The 22,713-nt window shown below is 72.3% G+C and carries 23 protein-coding genes and 1 pseudogene; 8 read left to right on the top strand and 16 right to left on the bottom strand.

Annotation, left to right across the window (positions count from 1 at the left end):
* Positions 1-33: 33 nt before the first annotated feature.
* The 4 genes from HPY23_RS01660 to HPY23_RS01675 all read right to left on the bottom strand — a co-directional run bounded on the left by HPY23_RS01660 (position 34) and on the right by HPY23_RS01675 (position 4,773).
* On the bottom strand, positions 34-777 hold the full coding sequence (locus HPY23_RS01660; protein WP_091888008.1) for an ABC transporter ATP-binding protein: 744 nt from the start codon (positions 775-777) through the stop codon (positions 34-36).
* A 13-nt stretch (positions 778-790) separates the two neighbouring features.
* The gene (locus HPY23_RS01665; protein WP_091888006.1) at positions 791-2,620 is read right to left on the bottom strand and encodes a branched-chain amino acid ABC transporter ATP-binding protein/permease; all 1,830 of its coding nucleotides are present in this window, start codon (positions 2,618-2,620) and stop codon (positions 791-793) included.
* Positions 2,617-3,492: a branched-chain amino acid ABC transporter permease gene (locus tag HPY23_RS01670; protein WP_060847566.1), complete on the bottom strand. Its 876-nt coding sequence runs from the start codon at positions 3,490-3,492 to the stop codon at positions 2,617-2,619. The genes HPY23_RS01665 and HPY23_RS01670 overlap by 4 nt, the downstream gene beginning before the upstream one ends.
* Positions 3,493-3,612: 120 nt before the next feature.
* Positions 3,613-4,773 (bottom strand): ABC transporter substrate-binding protein, encoded by a 1,161-nt coding sequence (locus HPY23_RS01675; protein ID WP_060847567.1) that lies wholly within the window; start codon positions 4,771-4,773, stop codon positions 3,613-3,615.
* Positions 4,774-5,027: 254 nt separating this feature from the next.
* Between HPY23_RS01675 and HPY23_RS01680 the strand changes: the two genes are divergently transcribed.
* On the top strand, positions 5,028-6,098 hold the full coding sequence (locus HPY23_RS01680; RefSeq protein WP_091888005.1) for a malate/lactate/ureidoglycolate dehydrogenase: 1,071 nt from the start codon (positions 5,028-5,030) through the stop codon (positions 6,096-6,098).
* Positions 6,099-6,119: 21 nt separating this feature from the next.
* On the opposite strand, the gene HPY23_RS01685 is transcribed toward HPY23_RS01680, so the two are convergent.
* On the bottom strand, positions 6,120-6,533 hold the full coding sequence (locus HPY23_RS01685; protein WP_060847569.1) for a type II toxin-antitoxin system VapC family toxin: 414 nt from the start codon (positions 6,531-6,533) through the stop codon (positions 6,120-6,122).
* Positions 6,530-6,757 (bottom strand): antitoxin, encoded by a 228-nt coding sequence (locus tag HPY23_RS01690; RefSeq protein ID WP_060849416.1) that lies wholly within the window; start codon positions 6,755-6,757, stop codon positions 6,530-6,532. The genes HPY23_RS01685 and HPY23_RS01690 overlap by 4 nt, the downstream gene beginning before the upstream one ends.
* Positions 6,758-6,904: 147 nt before the next feature.
* Here HPY23_RS01690 and HPY23_RS01695 point away from each other — a divergent pair, with 147 nt between their 5' ends.
* Positions 6,905-7,924 carry an SMP-30/gluconolactonase/LRE family protein gene (locus HPY23_RS01695; RefSeq protein WP_091888003.1) on the top strand — a complete coding sequence of 340 codons (1,020 nt, stop codon included), beginning with the start codon at positions 6,905-6,907 and terminating at the stop codon, positions 7,922-7,924.
* Positions 7,925-8,244: 320 nt separating this feature from the next.
* Here HPY23_RS01695 and HPY23_RS01700 read toward each other — a convergent pair whose 3' ends face one another.
* The 9 genes from HPY23_RS01700 to HPY23_RS01740 all read right to left on the bottom strand — a co-directional run bounded on the left by HPY23_RS01700 (position 8,245) and on the right by HPY23_RS01740 (position 15,063).
* The gene (locus HPY23_RS01700) at positions 8,245-8,994 is read right to left on the bottom strand and encodes an SDR family oxidoreductase (protein WP_091888001.1); all 750 of its coding nucleotides are present in this window, start codon (positions 8,992-8,994) and stop codon (positions 8,245-8,247) included.
* A gap of 19 nt (positions 8,995-9,013) precedes the next feature.
* The gene (locus tag HPY23_RS01705; protein WP_091887999.1) at positions 9,014-9,670 is read right to left on the bottom strand and encodes an ABC transporter ATP-binding protein; all 657 of its coding nucleotides are present in this window, start codon (positions 9,668-9,670) and stop codon (positions 9,014-9,016) included.
* Positions 9,657-10,427, bottom strand: coding sequence for an ABC transporter ATP-binding protein (locus tag HPY23_RS01710; protein WP_091887997.1), 771 nt, complete (start codon positions 10,425-10,427; stop codon positions 9,657-9,659). Before HPY23_RS01710 ends, HPY23_RS01705 begins: the two co-directional genes overlap by 14 nt.
* Positions 10,424-11,356: a branched-chain amino acid ABC transporter permease gene (locus tag HPY23_RS01715; RefSeq protein WP_091887996.1), complete on the bottom strand. Its 933-nt coding sequence runs from the start codon at positions 11,354-11,356 to the stop codon at positions 10,424-10,426. The genes HPY23_RS01710 and HPY23_RS01715 overlap by 4 nt, the downstream gene beginning before the upstream one ends.
* 31 nt (positions 11,357-11,387) lie before the next feature.
* The gene (locus HPY23_RS01720) at positions 11,388-12,320 is read right to left on the bottom strand and encodes a branched-chain amino acid ABC transporter permease (protein ID WP_091887995.1); all 933 of its coding nucleotides are present in this window, start codon (positions 12,318-12,320) and stop codon (positions 11,388-11,390) included.
* Between the two features lie 14 nt (positions 12,321-12,334).
* Positions 12,335-13,678 carry an ABC transporter substrate-binding protein gene (locus HPY23_RS01725; RefSeq protein WP_091887994.1) on the bottom strand — a complete coding sequence of 448 codons (1,344 nt, stop codon included), beginning with the start codon at positions 13,676-13,678 and terminating at the stop codon, positions 12,335-12,337.
* 72 nt (positions 13,679-13,750) lie between these two features.
* Positions 13,751-14,275, bottom strand: a complete 525-nt coding sequence (locus HPY23_RS01730) for a Uma2 family endonuclease (protein WP_091887993.1) — start codon at positions 14,273-14,275, stop codon at positions 13,751-13,753.
* On the bottom strand, positions 14,265-14,405 hold the full coding sequence (locus tag HPY23_RS01735; RefSeq protein WP_175539999.1) for a hypothetical protein: 141 nt from the start codon (positions 14,403-14,405) through the stop codon (positions 14,265-14,267). Before HPY23_RS01735 ends, HPY23_RS01730 begins: the two co-directional genes overlap by 11 nt.
* A 70-nt stretch (positions 14,406-14,475) precedes the next feature.
* Positions 14,476-15,063 carry a DUF3237 domain-containing protein gene (locus tag HPY23_RS01740; RefSeq protein WP_091887991.1) on the bottom strand — a complete coding sequence of 196 codons (588 nt, stop codon included), beginning with the start codon at positions 15,061-15,063 and terminating at the stop codon, positions 14,476-14,478.
* Between the two features lie 208 nt (positions 15,064-15,271).
* On the opposite strand from HPY23_RS01740, the gene HPY23_RS01745 reads away from it, so the two are divergent.
* The 3 genes from HPY23_RS01745 to HPY23_RS01755 all read left to right on the top strand — a co-directional run bounded on the left by HPY23_RS01745 (position 15,272) and on the right by HPY23_RS01755 (position 19,517).
* Positions 15,272-16,939, top strand: coding sequence for a tannase/feruloyl esterase family alpha/beta hydrolase (locus tag HPY23_RS01745; protein ID WP_200601833.1), 1,668 nt, complete (start codon positions 15,272-15,274; stop codon positions 16,937-16,939).
* Positions 16,940-17,031: 92 nt separating this feature from the next.
* Entirely contained in the window at positions 17,032-18,342 is a 1,311-nt protein-coding gene (locus HPY23_RS01750; protein WP_091887987.1) for a lipopolysaccharide biosynthesis protein, read from the top strand.
* On the top strand, positions 18,339-19,517 hold the full coding sequence (locus HPY23_RS01755; RefSeq protein WP_418888674.1) for a GNAT family N-acetyltransferase: 1,179 nt from the start codon (positions 18,339-18,341) through the stop codon (positions 19,515-19,517). The genes HPY23_RS01750 and HPY23_RS01755 overlap by 4 nt, the downstream gene beginning before the upstream one ends.
* On the opposite strand, the gene tsaA is transcribed toward HPY23_RS01755, so the two are convergent.
* On the bottom strand, positions 19,483-20,052 hold the full coding sequence (tsaA, locus tag HPY23_RS01760) for a tRNA (N6-threonylcarbamoyladenosine(37)-N6)-methyltransferase TrmO (protein WP_091887985.1): 570 nt from the start codon (positions 20,050-20,052) through the stop codon (positions 19,483-19,485). The genes HPY23_RS01755 and tsaA overlap by 35 nt on opposite strands.
* 96 nt (positions 20,053-20,148) lie before the next feature.
* Here tsaA and HPY23_RS01765 point away from each other — a divergent pair, with 96 nt between their 5' ends.
* The 3 genes and pseudogenes from HPY23_RS01765 to HPY23_RS32760 all read left to right on the top strand — a co-directional run.
* On the top strand, positions 20,149-21,627 hold the full coding sequence (locus HPY23_RS01765) for an AMP nucleosidase (RefSeq protein WP_091887983.1): 1,479 nt from the start codon (positions 20,149-20,151) through the stop codon (positions 21,625-21,627).
* Positions 21,628-21,641: 14 nt separating this feature from the next.
* Positions 21,642-22,148, top strand: a complete 507-nt coding sequence (locus HPY23_RS01770) for a hypothetical protein (RefSeq protein WP_060847580.1) — start codon at positions 21,642-21,644, stop codon at positions 22,146-22,148.
* A 189-nt stretch (positions 22,149-22,337) separates the two neighbouring features.
* Positions 22,338-22,713 (top strand): annotated as a pseudogene (locus HPY23_RS32760) (bifunctional diguanylate cyclase/phosphodiesterase); the annotation flags it as partial.

Below are 22,713 nucleotides of genomic sequence, written 5' to 3' on the forward strand. Positions count from 1 at the left end.
GTGGGACGAATCGACGACGTGCGCGCCCCATCCTCAATGCGCCAACGCCTCCGCCTTGGCCCGCCCGCCCAAGTAGGCCGCGCGGATGTCGTCGTTCGCCCACAGATCCTGCGGTGCGCCGCTGAGCACCAGTTGCCCGGTTTCCAGCACGTAGCCGCGATCGGCGACGGAGAGGCCCATGCGGGCGTTCTGCTCGACGAGGAGCACGGTGGTGCCGCGCCGGCGCACCTCGGCGATGATCGCGAACACCGCCTGGACGATCACCGGGGCCAAGCCCAGCGACGGCTCGTCGAGGAGCAGAATGCGGGGTTTCGCCATCAGCCCCCGGGCGAGCGCCACCATCTGGAGCTGGCCGCCCGAGAGCGTCCAGCCCAGCGCGTCGCCGAAGCGGCGGATGTCGGGGAAGAGCTCGAACATGCCCTCCGCCTCGTCCTTGATCTGGCGGGTCGAGAGTCCCTTCCGGTTGGAGGCGCCGAGCATGATGTTCTCGCGCACCGTGAGGCCCGGGAAGACCCGTCGCCCCTCCGGCACGTGCGCCACGCCGCGGCGCACGATCTCCTCGGGCTTCAGGCCCAGCAGCGACCGGCCCTCGAACAGCACCTCGCCGCCGGCCGGCTTCACCAGGCCCGAGATGGTCTTCAGCGTCGTCGACTTGCCGGCGCCGTTGGAGCCGAGCAGCGTCACGACCTCGCCGGCCTCGACCGAGAACGAGATGCCGCGCACGGCCTCGATCTCGCCGTAGCGCACGGTCAGGTCGCGGATTTCCAGGAGTGCCATGGATGTCTCCTGCTCAGGCCGTCGCGAGGTCGGTCTTGAGGCCGATCATCGGTCCCTCGGTGCTCTCCTGGCCGAGATAGGCCTCGATCACCGCCGGCTCGCGCAAAACCGTGGCGGTCACCCCGTCGGCGATGCGCCGGCCGAAGTTGAGCACCGTGATGTGGCTCGCCACGTCGCTCACCAGCGTCATGTCGTGGTCGATGATCAGGATGGTCAGGCCCTTGGCGGCCATCCGGCGCAGCAGCACGGTGAGCGCGTTCTTCTCGGTCGAGTTGAGGCCCGCCGCCGGCTCGTCGAGGAGGAGCAGCACCGGGTTGCCGGCGAGCGCCCGGGCGATCTCGACCAGGCGCTGGTGGCCGTAGGAGAAGGACGAGATCGGCTCGTCGGCCCGCGCCTCCAGCCCGACGAAGGCGAGAGCGGCGCGCGCCCGCGCCTCCAGCGAGGCGCGGTCCTGGGCGACGATGGCATTGCCCGGCCGCTCGGCGCCGATCACCACGTTCTCGAGCGCGCTCATCGAGCGGAAGAGCCGGATGTTCTGGAACGTCCGCCCGAGGCCCGAGGCCGCGCGCCGGTGCGGCGCGAAGCGGGTGATGTCCTGCCCGTCGAGCCGAACCCTTCCGCCGGTCGGGGTGTAGAGGCCCGACAGCACGTTGAGCGTCGTGGTCTTGCCCGACCCGTTCGGGCCGATCAGCGCGTGGATGCCGCCGCGGGCGACCGTGAAGCTGACCTCGTCCACGGCCTTCAGGCCGCCGAAGTGCTTGGACAGGCCCTCGACCTGGAGCACCGGGACGGCGGAGGCCGCCGCTTGCGTCAGCGTCAGTTCCTGCGCCCGGGGGGCGGCGAGTTTCCTCGGCCGCAGGCGCTTCACCTGGTCGCCGAGGAAGCCCCAGATGCCCTCCGGCATGAACACCACGATCAGGATGACGGCGAGCCCGTAGATCGCCAGGTAGAGGCCGGGGATCTCCTTGAGGAACCGCAGCCATTCCGGGATCAGGATCAGGAGCCCGGTGCCGATCACCGCGCCGACCGGCGAGCCGACGCCGCCCAAGAGCGCCATGGTGAGGAACACCACCGACTCGGCGAAGGAGAACTGGTCCGGGCTGATATACGTGAAGCTGCCGGCAAACAGCCCGCCGCCCAACCCCGCGAGGAGCGCCCCGATGGCGAAGGCCGCCACCTTGGTGCGGTAGATGTCGATGCCGGTGACGCCCGCCGCCAGTTCGTTGTCGCGCACCGCCCGCATGGCGCGGCCGAGCCGGGTCCTGGGCATCCGCCACACCGCGTAGGCGACCGCCGCCAGCACGACGATGCAGAGCGCGAGGTAGCTCTGGCCGTCGGTGAACAGGCCCGGCCGCTTGATGTTCGGCACGCCGTCCGGTCCGTGGGTGACGGGAATCCAGTTGATCATGATCAGCGTCAGGATCTGCTGGAACGAGATCGTCACCATGGCGAGGTAGTGGCCGCCGAGCCGCAGGGTCGAGGCACCCAGGACAGCGCCGAGGACGAGCGCGAGCGCGAGACCGATCGGCAGGCAGAGCCAGAAGCTGATCCCGAGATCGACCGTGCCGAGGCCGACCGCGTAGGCGCCGATGCCGAAGAAGGCGGCCTGGGCGAGGTTGATCTGCCCGCACAGCCCCAGCACGACGGTGAGCCCGATGACCGCGATGGCGTAGGTCGCGGCCTGCATCAGGATGTTGAGCACGTAGCCGCTGAACGGCGTCGTGGCGGCGAGGAACACCGCGACCGCGACCAATGCGACGTAGGCGAGAGTGCCGACGGGGAAGCGGCGGGCGGGAGCCACGGACGCCGGGTCCGCCGCGACGGGGCGAGGGGAGCCGGTCATGCTTTCTCCGCGATGCGTTCGCCGAAGATGCCCTGCGGGCGCAGGGCCAGGAAGGCGACGAGGACGATGAACGCGAAGGCGTCCTTGTAGGGCACCGAAATGTAGGCCGCGCCGAAGGTCTCGATGATGCCGAGAGCGAGCCCGCCGATGATGGCGCCCGTGACGTCGCCGAACCCGCCGATGATGGTGGCGGCAAACGCCTTCAGCGCGATGGTGGCGCCCATCTGGATCGACACGAACAGCACGGGTGCCACCAGGATGCCGGCGATGCCGCCCAGCACCGCGCTGTACACGAAGGTCAGCATGATCATCCCGGCGACCGGGATGCCGAGCAGTGCCGCCATCTCCTTGTCCTGGGAGGTCGCCTGGAGCTTCTTGCCGATCAGGGTGTGCTCGAAGAACCAGTACTGGAACGCCACCAGCACCGCGGTCACGGCGATGATCAGCAGGTACTGGGTGTCGAGGTAGACCGGGCCGACCAGGAAGCCTTGCGTCTCGAAGACCGGCGGCAGCACCTGCGGCTGCGGCCCGTAGAGCGCGAGCGTGGTGTTGGCGAGGAAGATCGAGGCGCCGATGGTCGAGATGATCACCGGCAGGTAGGTGCGGTGGCGCAACGGATAATAGACGCCGAGGTTGAACAGGGCGCCGAGCGCCGCCATGCCGCCGATGGCGAGCAGGAAGGACAGCCAGTACGGCCATTGCAGGTCGACGGCGAAGACCACCATCAGGAAGGCGGCCACCATCGAGAACTCGCCTTGCGCGAAGTTCACCACGTTGGTGGCGCGGAAGATCAGCACGAAGCCGAGCGCCACGAGCGCGTAGACGGCGCCGATGCCGATCCCCGTGAAGAGAAGCTGGAGGATGAGGTCCATGCGGGCCCGCCCCGATCGGATGAGAAGGGTCGTGCCGCCGCGCGTCTTGTCGAGACTCTTGCAGCGGCCGAGACGGCGTCGGGACGGCGCGTCGCCGTCCCGCTCGGGGTCTTCCGAAGGTCAGGCCTTGTAGAAGTCGATGCGCTTGTCGAAGACGATGTTGCCCTTGTCGTTGCGCACCACGTTGTAGCCGTGCAGGCCGTCGCCGTTCTGATCGAAGTTGTAGGTGCCCTCGGCGCCCTCGTGCCCGCGGATGGCGAGGAGTGCCTCGCGGATCGCCTTCGGGTCGGTCTTGCCGGCGGCGTTGATGGCCTTCGCCAGCACCGTCACGGCGTCGAAGGTCCAGGAGGACTGGTTGTCGGGGGCGAGCTTCATCACGCCCCGGTAGGCCTTGCCGAAGTTGCGCGCCGCGTCGCTCGATTCTTCCGCGTAATCCGCCACCCCGTAGGTGTTGTAGAGCGACGGCCCGGCGAGCTTGAGCGCCGTGACGTTGACGATCGAGGCCGAGCCGACCCAGGGCGCCTGCACGCCGAGCTGGCGCAGTTGGCGGGCGAAGATGCCGAGGTCGTTCTCGAAGGTGAAGTACGAGCCGATCACGTCGGCGCCGGACTGGCGGATCGCCAGCACGACGGGCGTGAAGTCCTGGCTCTGGTTGGTGTAGCCCTGGTCGAGGGCCACCGTGGCGCCGGCCTTGCCCAGAGCCTCCGTCAGCGCCTTGGCGCCGCTGGTGCCGAAGGCGTCGGTCGAGTGGATGATCGCCCACTTCTTCTTGGCGAGCGTGGTCACGCCGTACTCGGCGATGACCCGGGCCGAGAAGCTGTCGTTCGGGCGGAAGCGGAACAGCCAGGGATTGCCGAGCTGGGTCAGCACCGGATCGGTGCCGCCGAAGGCCACGGGCTTTCCGGTCTTGAGGATGTCCGGCGCCATGGCGTGGTTCTGGGTCGAGCGGATCGAGCCGAGGAACGCCACGAGGTCGGGTTGCGAGGCGAGCTTCGAGAAGGCCAGCACCGCGCCCGGATTGGTGGTCTGGTCGTCCTCGGTGACGAGCTCCAGCGGCTTGCCGAGCACGCCGCCGGCCTTGTTGACGGCCTCGAGCGCGATCTTGGCGCCGTTGAGGGCGAAGCGGCCGGCATCCGCCCCGGGTCCGGTGACCGGCAGCACCATGCCAATCCGCACCGTGCCGCCCTGGGCGCTCGCGGGCCGGATGATCGACGGCGCGACGACGCCGGCGGCCGCGACCGTGGCCGCACTCTTCAGGAAAACGCGACGCGTCGTCCTCATCGGCATGTTCCTCCCGTGGGAATTGGCCGATGCTTCGAGGCCCGGCCTTGGCTCGGATGAGACACCGGCAGCGCTGCCATGTCCATCCCCAACGCCGACGGCCCGGGATTAAAATTGCCGGGCCTGATCTGCGCCGGACGCCCTCGACCTGCGGCCGCGGCGCGGCCATTCTCCCGCGCGCCAGACCGTGCGGCCGTCTCGACCGGCTGCCGGGACCAAGAAACCCAGAACCAAGAAACCGGGAGGATTCTTCCATGCAGATCTCAGCCAGCGGCCTGACCGCCTACGTGCGGGACATCTTTTCCCACGCCGGCTGCTCGGAGGCGGAGGCCGAGCGGATCGGCCGCTACCTCGTCGCCGCCAACCTGACCGGGCACGACAGCCACGGCGTCATCCGGGTGCCGCGCTACGTCTCCTGGCTGCAGGAGGGCGAGGTCGAGGCCGACAAGACCCCCGAGGTGGTGACCGACGGCCCGGCCTTCGCGCTGGTCGACGCGCATTACGGCTTCGGCCAGACCGCCGGGCCGTTCGCGACCGAGCTCGGCATCCGCAAGGCGCGGGAGAACGGCGTCGCCATCGTGGCGTTGCGGCATGCCGGCCATCTCGGCCGCATCGGCGAGTGGGCCGAGCAGGCCGCCGCCGCCGGCCTCGTCTCGGTGCATTTCGTCAACGTGGCCGGCAGCCTCCTCGTCGCGCCGTTCGGCTCGGTCGACCGGCGCTTCTCGACCGCGCCCTTCGCGGCCGGCTTCCCGGTCCAGGGCGCCGAGCCGGTGATCCTCGACTTCGCCACCTCGGCGGTGGCCGAGGGCAAGGTGCTGGTCGCCTCGCAGGGCGGCAAGGCGCTGCCCGAGGGCGTGCTGATCGAGCCGGACGGGCGCCTCTCGTCCGACCCCGCGACGCTCTACGGCCCCCTCGACGGTCCGGAGCGCGACAACCTCAAGGGTGCGGGCGCGATCCGGGCCTTCGGCGAGCACAAGGGCTCGGGTCTGGCCCTGCTATGCGAGCTGCTCGCCGGGGTGCTCACCGGATCGGGCACGGCGGGGCCGGGGCCGCGGCGGTTCTGCAACGGGATGCTGTCGCTCTACATGACCCCGGAGGCCTTCGGCTCGCAGGACGCGATGGTGCAGGAGACCCGCGCCTATCTCGACTTCTTCAAGGGCGCGCGGCCGGTGCCGGGCGGCGAGGTGCTGCTGCCGGGCGAGCCGGAGCGGCGCACCCGCGCCAGGCGCCTGGCGGACGGCGTGCCGCTGCCCGATCCGGTGTGGGAGACCCTGCTGGCGGCAGGACGGCCGTTCGGGTTGGATGGGGAGGCGTATCGCACATAGCTCAGCGGATCCGAGCGGTCCTCATTGGGCCGCCCAATCCTCGATGACGAGACCGGGCACTCGGCTGAACTCACCGACATTGCCGGTCACGAGCGTAAGGTTCGCCGCGAGCGCGTGCGCGGCGATCCAGACATCGTTGTTGCCGATCAGCTGCCCTTGTCGTCCGAGCGTGGCCCGGATTTCACCATAGCGGCGGCCGGTTTCCTGGGGCTCGGCGATCTCGATCGGAACGACCGCGACCAGCCGGGCGAGGACTGCGAAAGCGTTGTCCCGGTCCGCGCTCTTCTCCGCCCCAAAGCACAGCTCGCCGTAAGTGACTGGCGACATGACGGCTTCGCCGATGCGGAGTGCCGTCAACCGAGCGACGACCGAGCGTGGCCGCCGGCGCCTGAGCGCGATGATGACGTTCGTATCGAGGAGGTAGCGAGGCTTCACAGGCCCTCGCGCTCCTGCGGCGGCCCATCCTGCAGATCGATCAGCATGTCGGCGGGCATGTCGTCGATGATGTCGAGGAGCACGGAGAGATTGGCCGGGCGCTCGCGCAGGACGACTTCGTCGCCACGACGAAAAATCTCGACCTCGCTGCCGTCGAATCGGAACTCTCGCGGCAGTCTGACGGCCTGGCTGCCTCCAGACATGAAGAGCTTGGCGACAGTCATGATGCCTCCGTATATACCCGACATATATACATCGGCCGTCCGATCGCCACAACGGCGGTCGGCTCGTAGAAAACAGCGAGACACCGCGCCCCGCTTCCGTACAATCCCCTCCGTCCGGCACGAAGACCGGACGGGAGGAGACGAGTGATGAACCGACGTGACGTCCTCGCGGGCGCCGCCGCCCTGGCTGCAACCACGGTCGCGGCGCGGGCCGAAAGGCTGCCCCTCGGCGACCTGCCGGGCACCCGCTATCCCGACCCGCGGGTCGAGGCCCTGGACAAGCGCTTCCGCTACAAGGTCGGCAACGCCGCCATCGAGCGCATCGCCACCGGCTTCCGCTGGGCCGAGGGGCCGGTCTACTTCCGGGACGGCGGCTACCTGCTGTGGAGCGACATACCGAACAACCGGATCATGCGCTGGCTCGAGAACGGCCATGTCAGCGTCTACCGGGCGAATGCCAACTACTCGAACGGCAACACTCGCGACCGGCAGGGGCGGCTGATCACCTGCGAGCACGACACCCGCCGGGTGACCCGCACCGAGCCCGACGGCAAGATCACGGTGCTGATCGACCGGTTCGACGGCAAGCCGCTCAACGCCCCCAACGACGTGGTGGTGGCGTCCGACAACGCGATCTGGTTCACCGATCCGGGCTACGGCATCGACGGGTTCTACGAGGGCCACAAGGACAAGGCGGAGTTGCCGACCCGGGTCTACCGCCTCGATCCCGCGACCGGCCAGGCCAAGGTGGCGGCGGAGGGCATCGACCGGCCGAACGGGCTCGCCTTCTCGCCCGACGAAAAGATCCTCTACGTCGTCGATTCCGGCGCCACCCATGGCGGGCGGGCCAACATCCGCGCCTTCACCGTCGAGGGCGACCGCCTCACCGGCGACCGGGTGTTCGCGGAGGGCTTCGCGCCGGGCTTCACCGACGGGGTGCGCACCGACGTCGACGGCAACGTCTGGTGCTCGATGGGCTGGGCCGACCCGAAGGAGGACGGGGTGCGCTGCTACGCGCCGTCGGGCGACCTGATCGGCAAGATCCACCTGCCCGAGACCTGCGCCAACCTGTGCTTCGGCGGGCCGAAAAAGAACCGGCTGTTCATGGCGGCGAGCACGTCGATCTACGCGGTGTACGTCGAGACGCAGGGCGCGATGGTGCCGTAACGGTCTCGAAGACGGCTCGAAAGGGGCGGCGCGAAGACGGTCGTAGAAGGCTCACGGACCGCGACCGCCCGGTCTCCCTCCGCTGCGGGCGGGGGCATGTCCCGGCGAGACGGCTACGGGCTCGTCGCAGGACAGGGGGCGAACCCCACGACCCGAGAGCATCGCACGATCGCGACGCGGTCGTGCGATGCTCGAGCGGATTCACGCCGCCCGGTTCGAGCGCTGTCCCCGTCGACGGTCGTGCGTCTCTCCTCCCCGGCCGATCTCGGGCCTGCCCGCGATCGGTCGCACTTGCGGGGAGGGGCGGGCCGGACCCGCGCTCACACCGTCCGCCCCCCGTCGATCGGCATCTCCACGCCGGTGATGAACTCCGCCTCGTCGGAGGCGAGGAACAGCGCCACGTTGGCGATGTCGGAGGCCCGCGACATCCGGCCGAGCGGGATCGTGGCGACGAACTTGGCGCGGTTCTCCGGGGTATCGGGCACGCCCATGAAGGCTTCGAGCAGGCCGGTCTCGCCCATCACCGGGCAGAGCGCGTTGACGCGGATCTTCCAGGGCGCCAGCTCGACGGCGAGCGACTTCGACATCAGGTTCACCGCGCCCTTCGAGGCGTTGTACCAGGTCAGGCCGGGACGGGGCCGGATGCCGGCGGTCGAGCCGACGTTGAGGATCACGCCGCCGCCGTTGTCGCGCATCGCGGGCGCCAGCGCCCGGACGAAGTGGAAGATCGACTTCACGTTGACCCGGAAGACCCGGTCGAAGGCCTCCTCGTCGACATCCATCAGCGGCTGGTTGCGATGGGTGGTGCCGGCGTTGTTGACGAGGATGTGGGGCGTGCCGAAGGCCTCGGTGGTGCGCGCGACCGCCGCCTTCACGTCCTCGGCGCTGCCGACATCGGCCGCGATGGCGATGGCCGACGCGCCGATCTCCCTCGCGACGCGCTCGGCGGCGTCGCCCCGCAGGTCGAGCACCGCGACCTTGGCGCCCTCCGCGGCGTAGCGCCTGGCGATGCCCTCGCCGAAGCCGCCGCCGCCGCCGGTGACGATCGCGACCTTGCCGTTGAGCCTCATGGGGAACACTCCTTGAATGTCAGGCGGCCGAGATCTCGCCGCGCTCGATCTGGACGGTGGTGTCGACGAGCGCCCGCAGCAGGTCCGGGCTGCTCTCGGTGATGAGGATCGCGACGTCGGGGAGGGCGGCGCGCAGGCGGGCCAGCGCCTCGGCGTAGCGGAGCGCCAGCGCCGGGGCGAGGCCCTGGAACGGCTCGTCGAGAAGGACCGCCCTGGTGCCGACCATGAGGGCGCGGCCGAGCGCCACCATCTTGCCCTGGCCGCCCGACAGGCCCGCCGCCTTGCGGGGCGCGAAGTCCTTGAGCTCGGGCAGAAGCGCGTAGACGGAATCCAGCCGCCGCGAGACCTCCGCCTTCGGGAGCCCGAGCACCTGGGCCGGCAGGAGCAGGTTGTCCTGCACCGTGAAGCTGCCGAACAGCTTGCGCTCCTCCGGCGCGTAGCCGATGCCGAGTCGTGCCCGGTGATGGGCCGGCACGGTGCCGGCCTCCCGCCCGTCGAGGACGAGCCGGCCGGCCTGGAGCGGCAGAAGCCCCATCAGGGCGCGGAGCGTCGTGGTCTTGCCGGCGCCGTTGCGGCCGATCAGCGCCACGCGGCCGCCCGGCGGCACGGCGAGCGAGACGCCGCGCAGCACCGGCGCGCCGGCGATCGCGACCGCCGCTCCCTCAAGCCGCAGCATGGGTGCCTCCGTTCGGCGCGATGCCGATCACCGTACGCTGCACCTCCGGATCGTTGAGGATCCGGGACGGGGGCCCGAGCGCCGCGATCTTGCCCTGGCCCCACACCGCCACCCGGTCGGCGAAGCGCCCGACCACCTCCATGTCGTGCTCCACGAACACCGCCGTCACGCCCGCCTCGCGCAGGACCCGCACCAGGGTCTCGACGATCGCCATCTTCTCCGCCGCGGCGACGCCGCTCGTCGGCTCGTCCATCAGCAGGAGGCGGGGGCGGAGCGCCACCGCCATGGCGATGTCGACGAGCTTGCGTGCGCCCTCGTTGAGGGCGTCGGCCCGCACGTCGGTGATGCGGGTGAGGCCGAAGCGCGCGATCAGCTCCGCCGCCTCGTCGCGAAAGCGCGGGCGCAAGAGCGGGGTGAGCACCGACCACACGCCCTCGCGGGCAGCGACCGCGAGCGCCACGTTCTGCAGCACGGTGTGCTCGGTGAAGAGCTGCGGCAGCTGGAAGCTGCGCGCGACCCCGAGCCCGACGATGCGCCGCGGCGACAGGCCGAGGATCGGCTTGCCCTCGAAGGCGATCGAGCCGCCTTGGGGCTTCAAGTAGCCGGTCGTCATGTTGATGAAGGTGGTCTTGCCGGCGCCGTTCGGGCCGATGATCGCCAGGAACTCGCCGGCCTCGACGTCGAGGTCGATCCCGTCCGCGGCCTTGAGCCCGCCGAAGGCGAGGCGCAGGTCGCGGGCCTGGAGCAGCGCGGTCATGCGGCCCTCCGGCGGCTCGTGATCATCCCCCACAGCCCGCCCGGCGCGAACACGATGACGGCGAGCAGCACGAGGCCGAGCACCAGCTGCCAGGCATTGGCGAAGGTCGCCGCCGCGTAGACCCGGGTCAGCTCGTAGGCGGCCGCCCCCAGGAACGGCCCCAGCACGCTGCCGGCCCCGCCGAGGATCGCGATGAAGACGAGCTCTCCGGACGTGGTCCAGTAGCTGAGCGCCGGGGTGACGTGCCGGGTGGTGAGCGCGATGATCGCGCCGGCAAACCCCGCCATCACGGCCGAGGCGACGTAGGCCGCGAGCAGCACGCGCTTCGGGGACACGCCCATGAAGTCGAGCCGGGTCTCGCGTGTCTTGATGCCGGCGAGCGCTTCCCCGAGCGGGGAGGCGAGCGCCACCCGCACGAGCGCGCCGCAGGCGAGGGCGAGCACCAGCGCCATGCCCAGCACCGTCCACTCGCCGGCTTCCCCCGCGAGCGGCCGGCCGAGGAACGTGACGGGCGGGAGCCGGATGCCGTCGGCGCCGTGGGTCAGCGCGTAGAACTTCTCCAGCACCGAGTAGAACACCATGCTGAGCGCGAGATTCAGCATGCCGAAGAAGATCTCGCGGTAGCGCACCACGAACAGGCCGATCAGCAGGCCGACGATCCCGGCGAGCAGGGCCGCGGCGGGAAGCAGCAGCAGGGCCTCCGGCACCACGACGGCGCCGAACGCCACCGTGTAGGCGGCGAGCGCGAGGTAGAGCGCGTGGCCGAAGCTGACCTGGCCGGCCCGCAGCAGCAGCAGGATGCCGAGCACGGCGAGCCCCTTGGCGAGCGCGATGGTGAGCACGAAGCGCAGCCACGGCACCGCGTAGGCGAGAGCGAGGATCAGGGCGGCGCCGGCCAAGGCCAGCAGGGTCTCGGAGCGGCGGGTCATCGCGCGGCGCCTCCGTGCCAGGAAATGCAGGTCATATCCGCCGGGTCTCCGCCACGCCGAACAGGCCTTGGGGCCGGAACAGCAGCACCGCCACCATGATGGCGTAGGGCACCACCACCTCGAATTCGGGCGCGACGTAGACCGCGAAGGACCGGCCGAGGCCGATCAGCAGGGCCGCCACCGCCGCGCCCTCGATCTGGCCGAGGCCCGCCGTCGCCACCACCGCGAAGGAGAGGACGATGGTCGAGGCGCCCACCCCCGGCACCAGCGACACGGTGGGGGCGGCGAGCGCGCCGCCGAGCGCCGCGAGCGCCGCCCCGACCGTGAAGGTCAGCATCGTCACCTTGGCGGCGTCGATCCCCATGGCCCGGGCCGCCTCGCGGTCGATCGTGACCGCCACGACCATCCGGCCGGTGAGCGTGTAGCGCAGCACGGTGGCGAGGATCGCCAGCGTCGCGAGGGCGACACCCGGCAGCACGTAGAGCTGGTAGGCGGTGAACGGGATGACGTCCTGGCCGAACGGCACGTCGACGGTGCCGAGCCACTTCAGCGGCGCGTCGAACACCACCGGCTGCACGCCCCAGACCAGCTTCTGCAGGTCCTCCAGGATCATGAACAGCGCGAAGGTGACGAGGAGCTGCAGCACCGGCTCGCGGTCCTGCATCCGGCGCAGCAGCAGCCGCTCGATCACCGGCCCGAGCGCGACGCCGACGAGGACCGCCGCCGCGAGCAGGATCGGCAGGCCGAGCCAGGGCGGCGCGCCGAGCGAGGTCGCGAACAGCCCGATCGAGGCCGCCGCGTAGCCGCCGATGGCGTAGAGGCTGCCATGGGCGACGTTGAGCACCCGCAGCACGCCGAACACCAGGTTCAGCCCCACCGCCACCATGAAGACGGCGGCGGCGTAGGACAGCCCGTCGAGCAGGGCCAGCCCGACGAGGATCCCGTTATCGGAGAGCCAAGCCATCGATAGCCAAGCCATCAGCTCTTGAAGGCCTGCGCCTGCGGGAGCTTGGCCACGATGTCGGGGGTCAGCGTCTTGAGCCAGTCGGCGCTCTTCTGGCCGACCGGCGTCGTCACGGACTCGGCCGGGAACACGACCATGTCGGTGAGCACCGGGAACGGATACTTGTCGGAGTGCAGCGTCGTGCCGATGAGCTGGTTCTCGAGCCCCTGGCCGTCCTCGCGGATGCGCACGCTGGCGGTGGGCGAGGGGAATTCGAGGCCCTTGAAGGCGGCGGCGAGCTCCGCATCGGTCGGCCAGCCGCCGCCCTTCGCCGCCACCGCCTTCTCGATGCCGGCCTTCATCGCCGAGACGGCCTGGGCCATGTGGAAGCACGGATAGATCGGCCAGGCATTGTACTTGGCGCGGTAGGATTCGCTGAAGCGCTTCAGCCGCTCCGGATCGGTCGGGGAGGGGTGCAGGAACCAGTGGTCGCCGCGCGCGCCGACGATGTGGCCGGCCGGCAGCGCCTTGCCGACCCGCTGGAGCGAGGATTCGGCGAGCGGCATCACGAAGGTCGCGCGCTCGAACAGCTTGCGGTCCGAGGCCTGGCGGATCAGCGCGTCGAGGTCGCCGCCCCAGGAGGTCGACAGCACCACGTCGGGCCGCAGCGCCAGCACGCGGGTGATCTCGGTCGAGAAGTCAGTGGCGCCGAAGCGCGGAAACAGCTCGGCCGAGACCTTCACCCCGGGCTTCAGGGTGTTCATCGCGGTGCGGAAGATGTCCCAGGAATCGCGGCCCCAGGCGTAGTCCTGGTTGATCACCGCGATCGACTTGAAGTCGGGCTTGACCTTCAGGAGGTAGAGCAGCGCCGCCAGGATCTCCGGCGTCGCGTTGGCCTGGGTGCGGAAGGCGTAAGAGTAGCGATTGTCCTCGAAGATGCGCTGGGTGCCGCAATCCCACAGCAGCGTCGGGCGCTTCAGCTCGTCGGCGAGCGGCGCGCAGGCGATGCAGTCGGCCGACGAGATCGCCGCGAAGATCAGGTGCACGCCCTCCGACTGGACGAGGCGGCGATACTCGCCGACGACGTGGTCGACGCCCGGACCCTCGTCGACGAAGATCGGCCGCACCTTCACGCCGGCGATGCCGCCGGCGGCGTTGATCTCGTCGAACAGCATCTCGGCGGTCTGGCGGCCGGGCACGCCGAAGACACTGGCCGGGCCCGACAGGTAGGTGGCGATGCCGACCTTCAGCTCGGCGGGCTTCGCCGCGCCTTGCGCCCAGGCTCCCGCGCCCGGCAGCATCAAGCTTCCCGCCACGGCGCCCGCCCCGATCAGCGCCTCGCGCCGCGTGACGATCCCGTCACGACCCGTCCCGGCCATGCCTTCCTCCCTGACTTCGTGCGCGGGCCGGCCCCTCTGGAACTGGCGTCGGGGGCCTGGCCGCGGGCGGGATCATGGGGGCGCGGTGACCTCCTGTCCAATAGCTTGTTCGCCCACGAGCGAGAGGTTCGAGATATGGGAGTGGGCGGCGCCCTCGCCCGCGGCGGCAGCGGGCCGCCGTAAGGGGAGCGGGTTGTCGTCGTAGATCGCTGCGAGCGTCAGCGTGACGCCGATCTCCGGCAAGTCGACCGACTCGGTACAGGCGGCGGGCGACAAGCCGCCCGCCGGGCTTCGGCGATGCACCGTCACCGCGCGCCGGTCCTGGCGCACCAGCACGACGCACCGGATCGAGGTCACGGCGGCGGAGGCGGCGAGCGTCGAGGCCTGGCGCCGCGGCGTGTCGCTGGGGGAGAGGACCTCGAACACGACGAGCGGTGAGGGCGTCACGCAGAGGTCGTGTCGGCCGTCGTCGGGAGCGACGAGGATATCGGGCGCCACGGTGCGGGCCTCGCCCGGCACCGGCACCTGGCTCGGGCCGGACGGGCGCCAGGGGCTGCCGTGACGACGCCTGTGCTGTCGCAGGCTCTCAACTCTCAACGATGTTGGTCTGGATCCAGTCGTGCCGCCGCGTCGGCTGGGCGTTCATCAGCGGCACCCCGTCGGCCAGCTCCCAGCGCTCCCCGGCCGGCCGCTCGGCGAGGAAGGTCAGGAAGCCGTCGAGGCTCATCGGAGGGTCACGCGTCTCGGCGGCGCGCATGGCGGGCGCTCCCGTACATCCTCGGCGAGGATACCACGTCTCACGCCAGCCGGAACGCCCGCACCAGCACGGCGGCCCGGGCCGGGCGCAGGCTGTGCAGGGTGCCGACGAGCACCAGCCGGTTGAGCCAGGCATGCGGCCCCTCGGGCGCCGTCACCTCGATGGTCGAGAACCGGTAGTCCGGCGCGCCGTCGCGGCCGGGGTCGATCAGGACCTGGTTGCGGACGGTCAGGATCGCCCCGTCCTCGGCCTGCATCTCGTAGAGGGCGTCGAGGCGCCGGACGCCGTCCTTGCGCACGAGCTGCCGGTCGGCGCCGCCGGACAGCACCGTGCCGCGGATCCGCGGCCCCTGGAAGCGCCCGCCGGTGATCGGCACGATGCGGCGCTCGCCGAGCGGGGAGTCGCCGAGGGAGACCAGCGGGGCGATCTCGACCACGGCCTCGTAGACGAATTCCGTGCGCGGCGCCACGAGCGGCAGGTCGGAGAGGGGGCCGGCAGGAGGGGCGGGCGCCTCCGCGGCCGCGGCCGGTCCCGAGAGGCCGAGACCCGCCAAGGCGGCACCGGAGAGTGCGGCACCGGAGACGAGCAGGGCCCGGCGGTCGGGGCGCGGCGCGGCACGGTCCGGCATGGCGATTCTCTCCCTGGTTCTCGTCTCCGACGATCATGCGCCCGCCCGGCAATCGGCGACAATGGGGCAGGCCTCCTGCCGCAGGGTTCCGAACGACGAATCGCCACGGCCGCGCTTGACGGGCTCCACCGGTCCGGGCCGAGTGGCGGACGCGGAGCCGGGCCGGACACGCGACGGCCCGGCGGATCTCCGGGGCAGGGGGGTGCCGATGGGACGTCACGTCAAGCGGAGGGCGCAACCGCGCCGGCCGTTCCTCGGCTCCGCCATGGTTCTCTCCGCCATGGTCCTCTCCGGGCAGGCGCTCGCCGGGCCGCTCGCCTGCGGCGACCTCGCCGGGCTCGCCCGTCCGGACCTGCTCATCGACCGGGCCGAGGCGGTGCCCGCCGGCACCCTGCCGGCCGACAACCCGGCCCGTGCCGCGCTCACCGGGGCAGCGCGGGCGAAGGCGGCGCTCCCGGCCCATTGCCTCGTCGAGGGCACGATCGACCCGCGCACCGGCGTCGGGGGCGTGCCCTACGGCACCGGCTTCCAGCTGCGCCTGCCGGAGGCGTGGAACGGCCGCTTCCTGTTCCAGGGCGGCGGCGGGCTCGACGGGGTGGTCGGCGAAGCTTTGGGCGCGATCCCGGTCTCGGGGGCGACGGCGGCGCCGGCCCTGCTGCGGGGCTACGCCGTGGTCTCGACCGATTCCGGCCATCTCGGCCGCGACAACGCCGACGCCGCCTTCGGCCTCGACCAGCAGGCCCGGATCGACTTCGCCTACGGGGCGGTCGGCACCGTGACGCGGGAGGCCAAGGCGCTGGTCGCGGCCCGCTACGGCCGGCCCCCGGCCAAGGCCTACTTCATGGGCTGCTCCAACGGCGGCCGCTCGGCCCTGATGGCGGCGACGCGGTTTCCCACCGCCTTCGACGGCATCGTCGCCGGTGCCCCGGCCTTCCGCCTGAGCCGGGCCGCCCTCGGCCAGATCTGGGACACGAGGAGCTTCCTCGACGCCGCTCCAAAGGACCCGGAGGGCCGCCCGATCCTGGCCGAGGCGTTGAGCCCCGCCGACCTGACCCTCGTGGCCGACGCGGTGCTCAAGGCCTGCGACGCCGCCGACGGCCTCGCCGACGGGTCGGTCGAGGCGGTCTCCGCCTGCCGCTTCGATCCGGGAAGCCTCGCCTGCCCGGGGGAGAAGCGCGCGACCTGCCTGAAGCCCGCGCAGGTCGAGGCCCTGCGCCGCGCCTTCGAGGGCGCCCGGGACGGGCAGGGCCGCCCGGTCTACGCCTCCTGGGCCTGGGACCCGGGGATCGCGGCGCCGGGCTGGCGAGCCTGGAAGCTCGGCACCTCGCGGACCGGGACGGCGAACGCCCGCAACGTGACGCTCGGGCCGGCCGCGATCGCGAACTACTTCCTCACCCCGCCCGATCCGGGCTTCGACGCGCTGCGCTTCGACTTCGACCGCGACACCCCGCGCATCGCCGAGACCGCCGCCCTCAACGACCCGACCGGCACCTTCCTGTCGACCTTCACGGCCCGCGGCGGGCGGCTCCTCGTCTACCAGGGCGTCGCCGACCCGGTCTTCTCCGCCCGCGACCTCGTCGATCACTGGCAGGAGCTCACCCGCCACAACGGCGGAGCGCAGGACCTGTCGGCCTCGGCGCGGCTCTTCCTGGTGCCGGGCATGACCCATTGCGGCGGCGGGCCGGCGCTGGACGACTTCGATCCCCTGAGCGCGATCGAATCCTGGGTCGAACGGGGCGAGGCCCCCGACCGGCTCATCGCCCGCGGCACGGCCTTCCCGGGCCGCACGCGCCCGCTCTGCCCGTTCCCGCAGGAGGCCCGCTACCAGGGCGGGGAGCCCGACCGCGGCGAGAGCTTCGCCTGCCGGGCGCCCTGACGAACCCGGACGTTTCGCGCGGCGGGCTTAACCCGCCCGCAAGCCCGGCCCGTTACGCAGGAACCTCGCGCGGCGCGGTTCGGAGCGGCGGAATGGCGGCCGGGGCATCTCTCGGCGAGGCGGAGGCCGGCGGCAGTGCCGGCACCGCGCTCGCGGTGTTCGGCGTGCGGATCGCCGCCGCGGGCTGCGCCTTCGTGGCCCAGGTGCTGATGGCCCGGCTGATGGGTGGCGAGGAATACGGGATCTTCGCCACGATCTGGGTCTGGACGGCCCTGCTCGGCCATGCCTCGACCTGGGGCCTGTCCCAGGCCGCCTGCCGCTTCCTGCCGACCTACCGGGCGCAAGGCGCCGCCGGGCCGGAGCGGGGCTTCCTCGTCTTCGGCGCCGTCTTCTCGCTCGCCGCCGCCGCGATCCTGGCGGCTGCGGGCGCCGGCGCGCTCTGGCTCCGGCCCGGCCTCGTCGGGGACGCCTATCGGGCCCCGGCGCTCATCGCCGCGCTCGTGCTGCCGCTCTTCGCGCTGCAGGATTTCTGCGAGGGCGTGGCGCGGGGCCGCAACTGGACGCTGCTCGCGGTCGCACCGCCCTACCTCCTGCGCCAGGGCCTGATCATGGCCTTGATGCTGGCGGCGGTCGGGTTCGGCGCGCCGGCGGAGGCCGGGATCGCCGTCGCCTGCACGCTCGCCGCCACCGCCCTGTCGCTGGCGATCCAGGCCGGGATCCTGGTGCGGCGCCTGTGGGCCGAGCGGCGGCCGGGCCGGGCGCTCTACCCGCGCGGCGAGTGGCTGCGCGCCGCGCTGCCGATGGCGCTGATCGATCTCGCCGGCTCCGGCTTCAACTTCGTCGACGTGCTGGTGCTCGGCTTCCTGCTGCCGCCGGCGGAGGTCGGCGCCTATTTCGCGGCGACGCGGCTGCTGCAATTCGTGGTCTTCGTCCAGTACGCTGCCTCCTCGGTCACCGCGCAGCGCTTCGCGGAGGCGCAAGCCAGGGGCGACCGGCCCGGGCTCGAGGCCCTGGTGCGGCGCTGGTCGCGGCTGACGCTGCTGGCGACGGTCGCGACCGGGCTCGGCGTGGTCGGGGCGGGGCCGTTGCTGCTCGGCCTGTTCGGGCCCGAGTTCCGCGCTGCCCTGCCGCTGCTCGCCATGCTGGTGGCCGGCCACGGGCTCGCCGCCGCCTGCGGGCCGGCGGAGGATCTGCTGACCATGCTGGGGGGCGAGCGCGCCTGCGCGGCGGTGACCGTCGGGCTCCTCGCGGTGGCGGTTCTCCTCACCCTGGCGCTGGTGCCGCTCCTCGGGCTCACCGGCGCGGCGCTGGCCGCGAGCCTCGTCACCGCGGGGCGCGGCGCCGCGCTGGCGCTCCTGGCCCATCGCCGCCTCGGCCTCCTCACCCCGGCCTTCGTCCGATGAACGCGCCCGTGATCCCCCTGCCGACGCCCGAGACGACGACAGAGACGGCGACGACCGCAGCGGCGATGACCTGCACGGTCACGACGCTCGCCGCCCTCTCCCGCAATCCCGCCGCCTGGGACGCCCTGGTGGCCGGCGCCGACCGGCCGACGCCCGACTATTCCCGGCGGGTGATGGAGGCGCATCGCGACCACGGCCTGGCGCCCGCGGACCTGCCCTGCCTGGCGGTGCGGCGCGGCCCGCATCTCGCGGCCTTGCTGCCCTACCGGATCGGGCGCGGGCCCCTCGGGTGGGGCCGGGTCGCGCGGCCCTTCGCATCCCCGTACCTCACCGTGACGGCGCCGCTGGTGGTCGCCGGCCCCGACGGCGCGCCGGCGCTCGCCGCGCTCGCGGCCGGAATGCGCGGCCTCGGCTGCCCGTGGTGGTGGCCGCTCCTTCCCACCGGGGACGGGGCGGGGCCGGCCCTCCTCGCGGCGCTCGCCCGCGACGGCTGGAGCCGGGCGGAGGTGTCCTGCTTCGACCGCCCGGTCCTCGACCGGCGCGCCAGCCACGACGCCTTCCTGAAGGGCCACCCGCACAAGGGCCGGCTCAAGGACCTGCGCCGGCGGCGCCGCCGGCTGGAGGAGGCGGGGCTGCTCGCGGTCGAGGTAGTCGGGCCGGACGGCGACCTCGCGGGCGCGGTGGCGGAATTCCTCGCCCTGGAGAAGCGCGGCTGGAAGGGGCGGGCGGGTACCGCGCTCGCCTGCCGGCCGCAGACCGCGGGCTTTGCCCGCGACGTCTTTCGCGCCGGCGACGGGCCGGTGACGGCGCGCGCCGACCTCCTGCGCCTCGACGGGCGGGTGGTCGCGGCGAGCCTCGCCCTCGTCTGCGGCGGCACCGCCATGCTGCTCAAGACCGCCTACGACGAGGACCTGCGCCAGCTCGCTCCCGGCGTGGTCCTGGAGGCCGAGATCGTCCGGGCCCTGCACGAGACCCGCTTCGCCGAACGGCTCGATTCCGCGACGCTCGCGAGCGCGGTGCTGGACGACCTCTACCCCGAGCGGACCCGCATCGCCGAGACGATGCTCTCGCCCCCGGGCGGCCCGGCGCCTTCGCTGCTCGCCGACCGGGCGAGACGGCAGCACGCCGCCAAGGCCTGGCTCAAGGCGCGGCTCGCCCGCCTGCGCCGGCGCTGAGCCCGGCCTCGCGGGCTGCGTCGGTCCCGGGGACCGCGTCGGTCTCGCGCCAACCGACGCGGGCCTGGGGCCTCGCATCGGTCGAGGCGAAGTAGGGCTTGATGTCGAGGAGCGGCGTGCCGTCGAGGCAGTCGAGCCCGCGCACCCGCAACGAGGCGCCGTCGATCCCGAGGAGTTCCACCACCGAGACGGCGATCGGGTTCGGCCGGGCCGGCGAGCGCAGCGCGAAGGTGCCGCGGGGCGCCGGAGCGTGGCGGGGCTGCTGCGCCACGAGGTTCCGGGGCGCCCGGTCCATCCAGTAGAGCACGATCAGGTGGGTGGTGCCGGACAGCTCCCGCAGGGCGGGGGCGAAACGCGGGTCGACCTCCAGGGTGCAGACCGCGTCCGACTGGGCCGAGTTGCGCGGGCAGTCGGCGCGCGCGGTCCAGGGCGTGCGCACCCGGCCGACGAAGTACAGCCCGGCATCGTAGGCCGCCGGCAGGTCGACCGTCTCCTCGCCCGGGCGCGGGCCGAATTCCGTCTCCGCTGCGCTCATCGCGTCACCTCGCTCCTCGAAACCCGCGGGATCCGGGTCGCCCCGGCGCGGCACCCGGTATAGGCTGGCCCGCAGGGCATCAGGGAGACCGATCGCGTGTTCGCCGACGAGCTGAGACCGATGGAGACGGTGGCCGACCCCGAGACGGCGGTCGATCGCCTGGCGAGCCTGCACACCGCCGCCACCGGGAGCCTGCGGGACGCGCTGAACCGCTTCCTCGCCGAGGGCGTGCCGCCCGACTCGGCCGAGCGGCTGACCTTCCGCTATCCCGAGCTGCGCCTGACCTACCGGCCGACCGGACCGATGCCGCGGATCACCCGCGCCACCGCGAAGTTCCAGGGCCCGGGCGTCTTCTCCACCACCCTGACCCAGCCCGGGCATTTCCGCGCCTACCTGCTCGAGCAGCTGCGCCCGCTGGTGCAGGATTACGGCGCCACGATCGAGGTGGGCCTGAGCGCCCAGGAGATCCCATACCCCTACGTCGTCGAGCCTGGGGCGGAGCTCGCCCGCGGCGTCACGTCGAGCGACCTCGCACGCCACTTCCCGACCCCGATGCTGTCGAGCGTCGGCGACGAGATCGCCGACGGGCTGTGGCTCGACACCGACGACGAGGCGCGCCCGCTCGCCCTGTTCGACGGGCCGCGGGTCGATTACTCGCTGCGCCGCCTCGTGCACTATACCGGGGCCGACTGGCGCCAGATCCAGCCCTGGATCCTGCTCACCAACTACCACCGCTACGTCGACCAGTTCGTGCGCGTCGGCCTCAAGGCGCTCGTCGCCGAGCCGGAGCGCTACGCCCGCCTGGTCCTGCCCGGCGGCGTCTCGGTCGAGGCCGGGGAGGCGGCGGGCATCGAGGCCGACGCGCTCATCGCCGCCTCGCCCTGGCACCGGTTCCAGATGCCGGCCTACCACCTCGTCGCCCGGGACGGGCAGGGCACCAGCCTCGTCAACATCGGCGTCGGGCCGTCGAACGCGAAGACCATCACCGACCATCTCGCGGTGCTGCGGCCGCATTGCTGGCTGATGGTCGGCCATTGCGGGGGCCTGCGCCAGTCGCAGACCATCGGCGACTACGTGCTGGCCCACGGCTACCTGCGCCGCGACCGGATCCTCGACGAGCTGGTGCCGCCCGACGTGCCGATCCCGGCGCTCGCCGAGGTCCAGGTCGCGCTCCAGGAGGCCGCCGCCAGCGTCACCGGCGAGCGGGCCGAGGCCCTGAAGCAGCGCCTGCGCACCGGCACCGTCGTCACCTACGACGACCGCAACTGGGAGCTGCGCTGGTCGCAGGAGCGGCGGCGGATCAACCTGTCGCGGGCGATCGGCGTCGACATGGAGAGCGGCACCATCGCGGCGCAGGGCTACCGCCTGCGGGTGCCCTACGGCACGCTGCTCTGCGTCTCCGACAAGCCGCTGCACGGCGAGATCAAGCTGCCGGGCGCCGCCAACGCCTTCTACGAGCGGGCGGTGGGCGAGCACCTGCTGATCGGGCTCGCCACCCTCGACGCCCTGCGGCGCAACCGGCACGGCCTGCACTCGCGCAAGCTGCGCAGCTTCGACGAGCCGCCGTTCCGGTAACGGTGACCCGCCGCATGGCCGCCCTGCCGATCTCGAACAGCCGCCACGTCGCCGTGGCGGAGGGCGACGCGACCCGCGTCGTCGCGGTGGCCGACCTCGCCGCCTCCCTCGGGGCCGAGGCGCTGATCCGCCTGCACGAGGCGGATTTCGCCGCGCTCGCGGCGGTCGGCCGGGACCTCGTCCACTTCAACCTCGAGCGCACGATCAACCGGGCCGGCACCCGTTACGCGCTGGTGCCGATCGTCCGGCCCGGGCGGCGCCGGCCCGGCGGGCCGGAGGAGCTGCCGGTCCTCGACCCGACCCGGTTCCGCACCGGCCTGTGCGTCGCGGTGCGCCAGGGCGTGCCGGTGGCCGAGGTACCGGCGCCGCTGTTCGCGATCTCGCTGCCGACGATCCGGGATGCCGACGCCCTCGCGGCGGCCCTGGTGCGCCGCTACGCCGAGCTGTTTCCCGATCTCGGCCCGGCCGAGATCGTCGGGCGGGGCTGCGCGGTCACGCGGCTGCGGCTCGACCGGCCCTGACAAGACTCCGCGCGCCGCGCGCAAGTCCACGGAGGCCGTTCCGGCGCGGCGCAGACCGGGATCGTCCAGTCGATCGATGACTTTCCCGGCCCGATCGTCCACTACCGAATGATTCGGCAGGTGTATTTTACCGGTTCGCAACCGTGAGACCGGCACGGTGGCCCCGTCGCGATCGGATGCGGGCCCTCCATGCTGCAGACCGCCGGAACCCTGCTCGCCCTGCATGACGGGCGGCTCATCGGCCTGTCGGTCCTGATCGGCGTGCTCGCCTCGATCACCATGGTCGACCTGCTGCAGCACGCCCGCGCCGCCGCCGGCACCAGCCGGGGAATCTGGCTCTCGACCGCCGCGGTCGCCGGCGGGTTCGGGCTGTGGGCGAGCCAGGTCATCGCCCAGGCCTCGATCCGCCCGGCCGCCGACCTCCTGCGCCACGGCGGGATCCTGCTCCTCGCCCTCGTCCTGATGGTCGGCCTCGCCGGGACCGGCCTGCGGGCCGCCGTCTCGGCCCCGCGCCGGGTCGGGCCGGCGCTCGGCGGTCTCCTCCTGGGCTCCGGCCTCGCGGCGG

It is taken from the genome of Methylobacterium ajmalii (genome assembly GCF_016613415.1).
Taxonomy (GTDB): Bacteria; Pseudomonadota; Alphaproteobacteria; order Rhizobiales; family Beijerinckiaceae; genus Methylobacterium; species Methylobacterium ajmalii.

Coding starts and splice junctions, on each gene's coding strand:
- HPY23_RS01705 (WP_091887999.1), bottom strand. CDS start 9,670: ATGCTGCGGCTTGAGGGAGCGGCGGTCGCGATCGCCGGCGCGCCGGTG.
- HPY23_RS01735 (WP_175539999.1), bottom strand. CDS start 14,405: ATGAGCCTCGACGGCTTCCTGACCTTCCTCGCCGAGCGGCCGGCCGGG.
- HPY23_RS01725 (WP_091887994.1), bottom strand. CDS start 13,678: ATGGCCGGGACGGGTCGTGACGGGATCGTCACGCGGCGCGAGGCGCTG.
- HPY23_RS01690 (WP_060849416.1), bottom strand. CDS start 6,757: ATGACTGTCGCCAAGCTCTTCATGTCTGGAGGCAGCCAGGCCGTCAGA.
- HPY23_RS01710 (WP_091887997.1), bottom strand. CDS start 10,427: ATGACCGCGCTGCTCCAGGCCCGCGACCTGCGCCTCGCCTTCGGCGGG.
- HPY23_RS01745 (WP_200601833.1), top strand. CDS start 15,272: ATGGGACGTCACGTCAAGCGGAGGGCGCAACCGCGCCGGCCGTTCCTC.
- HPY23_RS01755 (WP_418888674.1), top strand. CDS start 18,339: ATGAACGCGCCCGTGATCCCCCTGCCGACGCCCGAGACGACGACAGAG.
- HPY23_RS01675 (WP_060847567.1), bottom strand. CDS start 4,773: ATGAGGACGACGCGTCGCGTTTTCCTGAAGAGTGCGGCCACGGTCGCG.
- HPY23_RS01680 (WP_091888005.1), top strand. CDS start 5,028: ATGCAGATCTCAGCCAGCGGCCTGACCGCCTACGTGCGGGACATCTTT.
- HPY23_RS01700 (WP_091888001.1), bottom strand. CDS start 8,994: ATGAGGCTCAACGGCAAGGTCGCGATCGTCACCGGCGGCGGCGGCGGC.
- HPY23_RS01770 (WP_060847580.1), top strand. CDS start 21,642: ATGGCCGCCCTGCCGATCTCGAACAGCCGCCACGTCGCCGTGGCGGAG.
- HPY23_RS01750 (WP_091887987.1), top strand. CDS start 17,032: ATGGCGGCCGGGGCATCTCTCGGCGAGGCGGAGGCCGGCGGCAGTGCC.
- HPY23_RS01660 (WP_091888008.1), bottom strand. CDS start 777: ATGGCACTCCTGGAAATCCGCGACCTGACCGTGCGCTACGGCGAGATC.
- HPY23_RS01670 (WP_060847566.1), bottom strand. CDS start 3,492: ATGGACCTCATCCTCCAGCTTCTCTTCACGGGGATCGGCATCGGCGCC.
- HPY23_RS01695 (WP_091888003.1), top strand. CDS start 6,905: ATGAACCGACGTGACGTCCTCGCGGGCGCCGCCGCCCTGGCTGCAACC.
- HPY23_RS01740 (WP_091887991.1), bottom strand. CDS start 15,063: ATGCCGGACCGTGCCGCGCCGCGCCCCGACCGCCGGGCCCTGCTCGTC.
- HPY23_RS01715 (WP_091887996.1), bottom strand. CDS start 11,356: ATGACCCGCCGCTCCGAGACCCTGCTGGCCTTGGCCGGCGCCGCCCTG.
- HPY23_RS01720 (WP_091887995.1), bottom strand. CDS start 12,320: ATGGCTTGGCTCTCCGATAACGGGATCCTCGTCGGGCTGGCCCTGCTC.
- tsaA (WP_091887985.1), bottom strand. CDS start 20,052: ATGAGCGCAGCGGAGACGGAATTCGGCCCGCGCCCGGGCGAGGAGACG.
- HPY23_RS01665 (WP_091888006.1), bottom strand. CDS start 2,620: ATGACCGGCTCCCCTCGCCCCGTCGCGGCGGACCCGGCGTCCGTGGCT.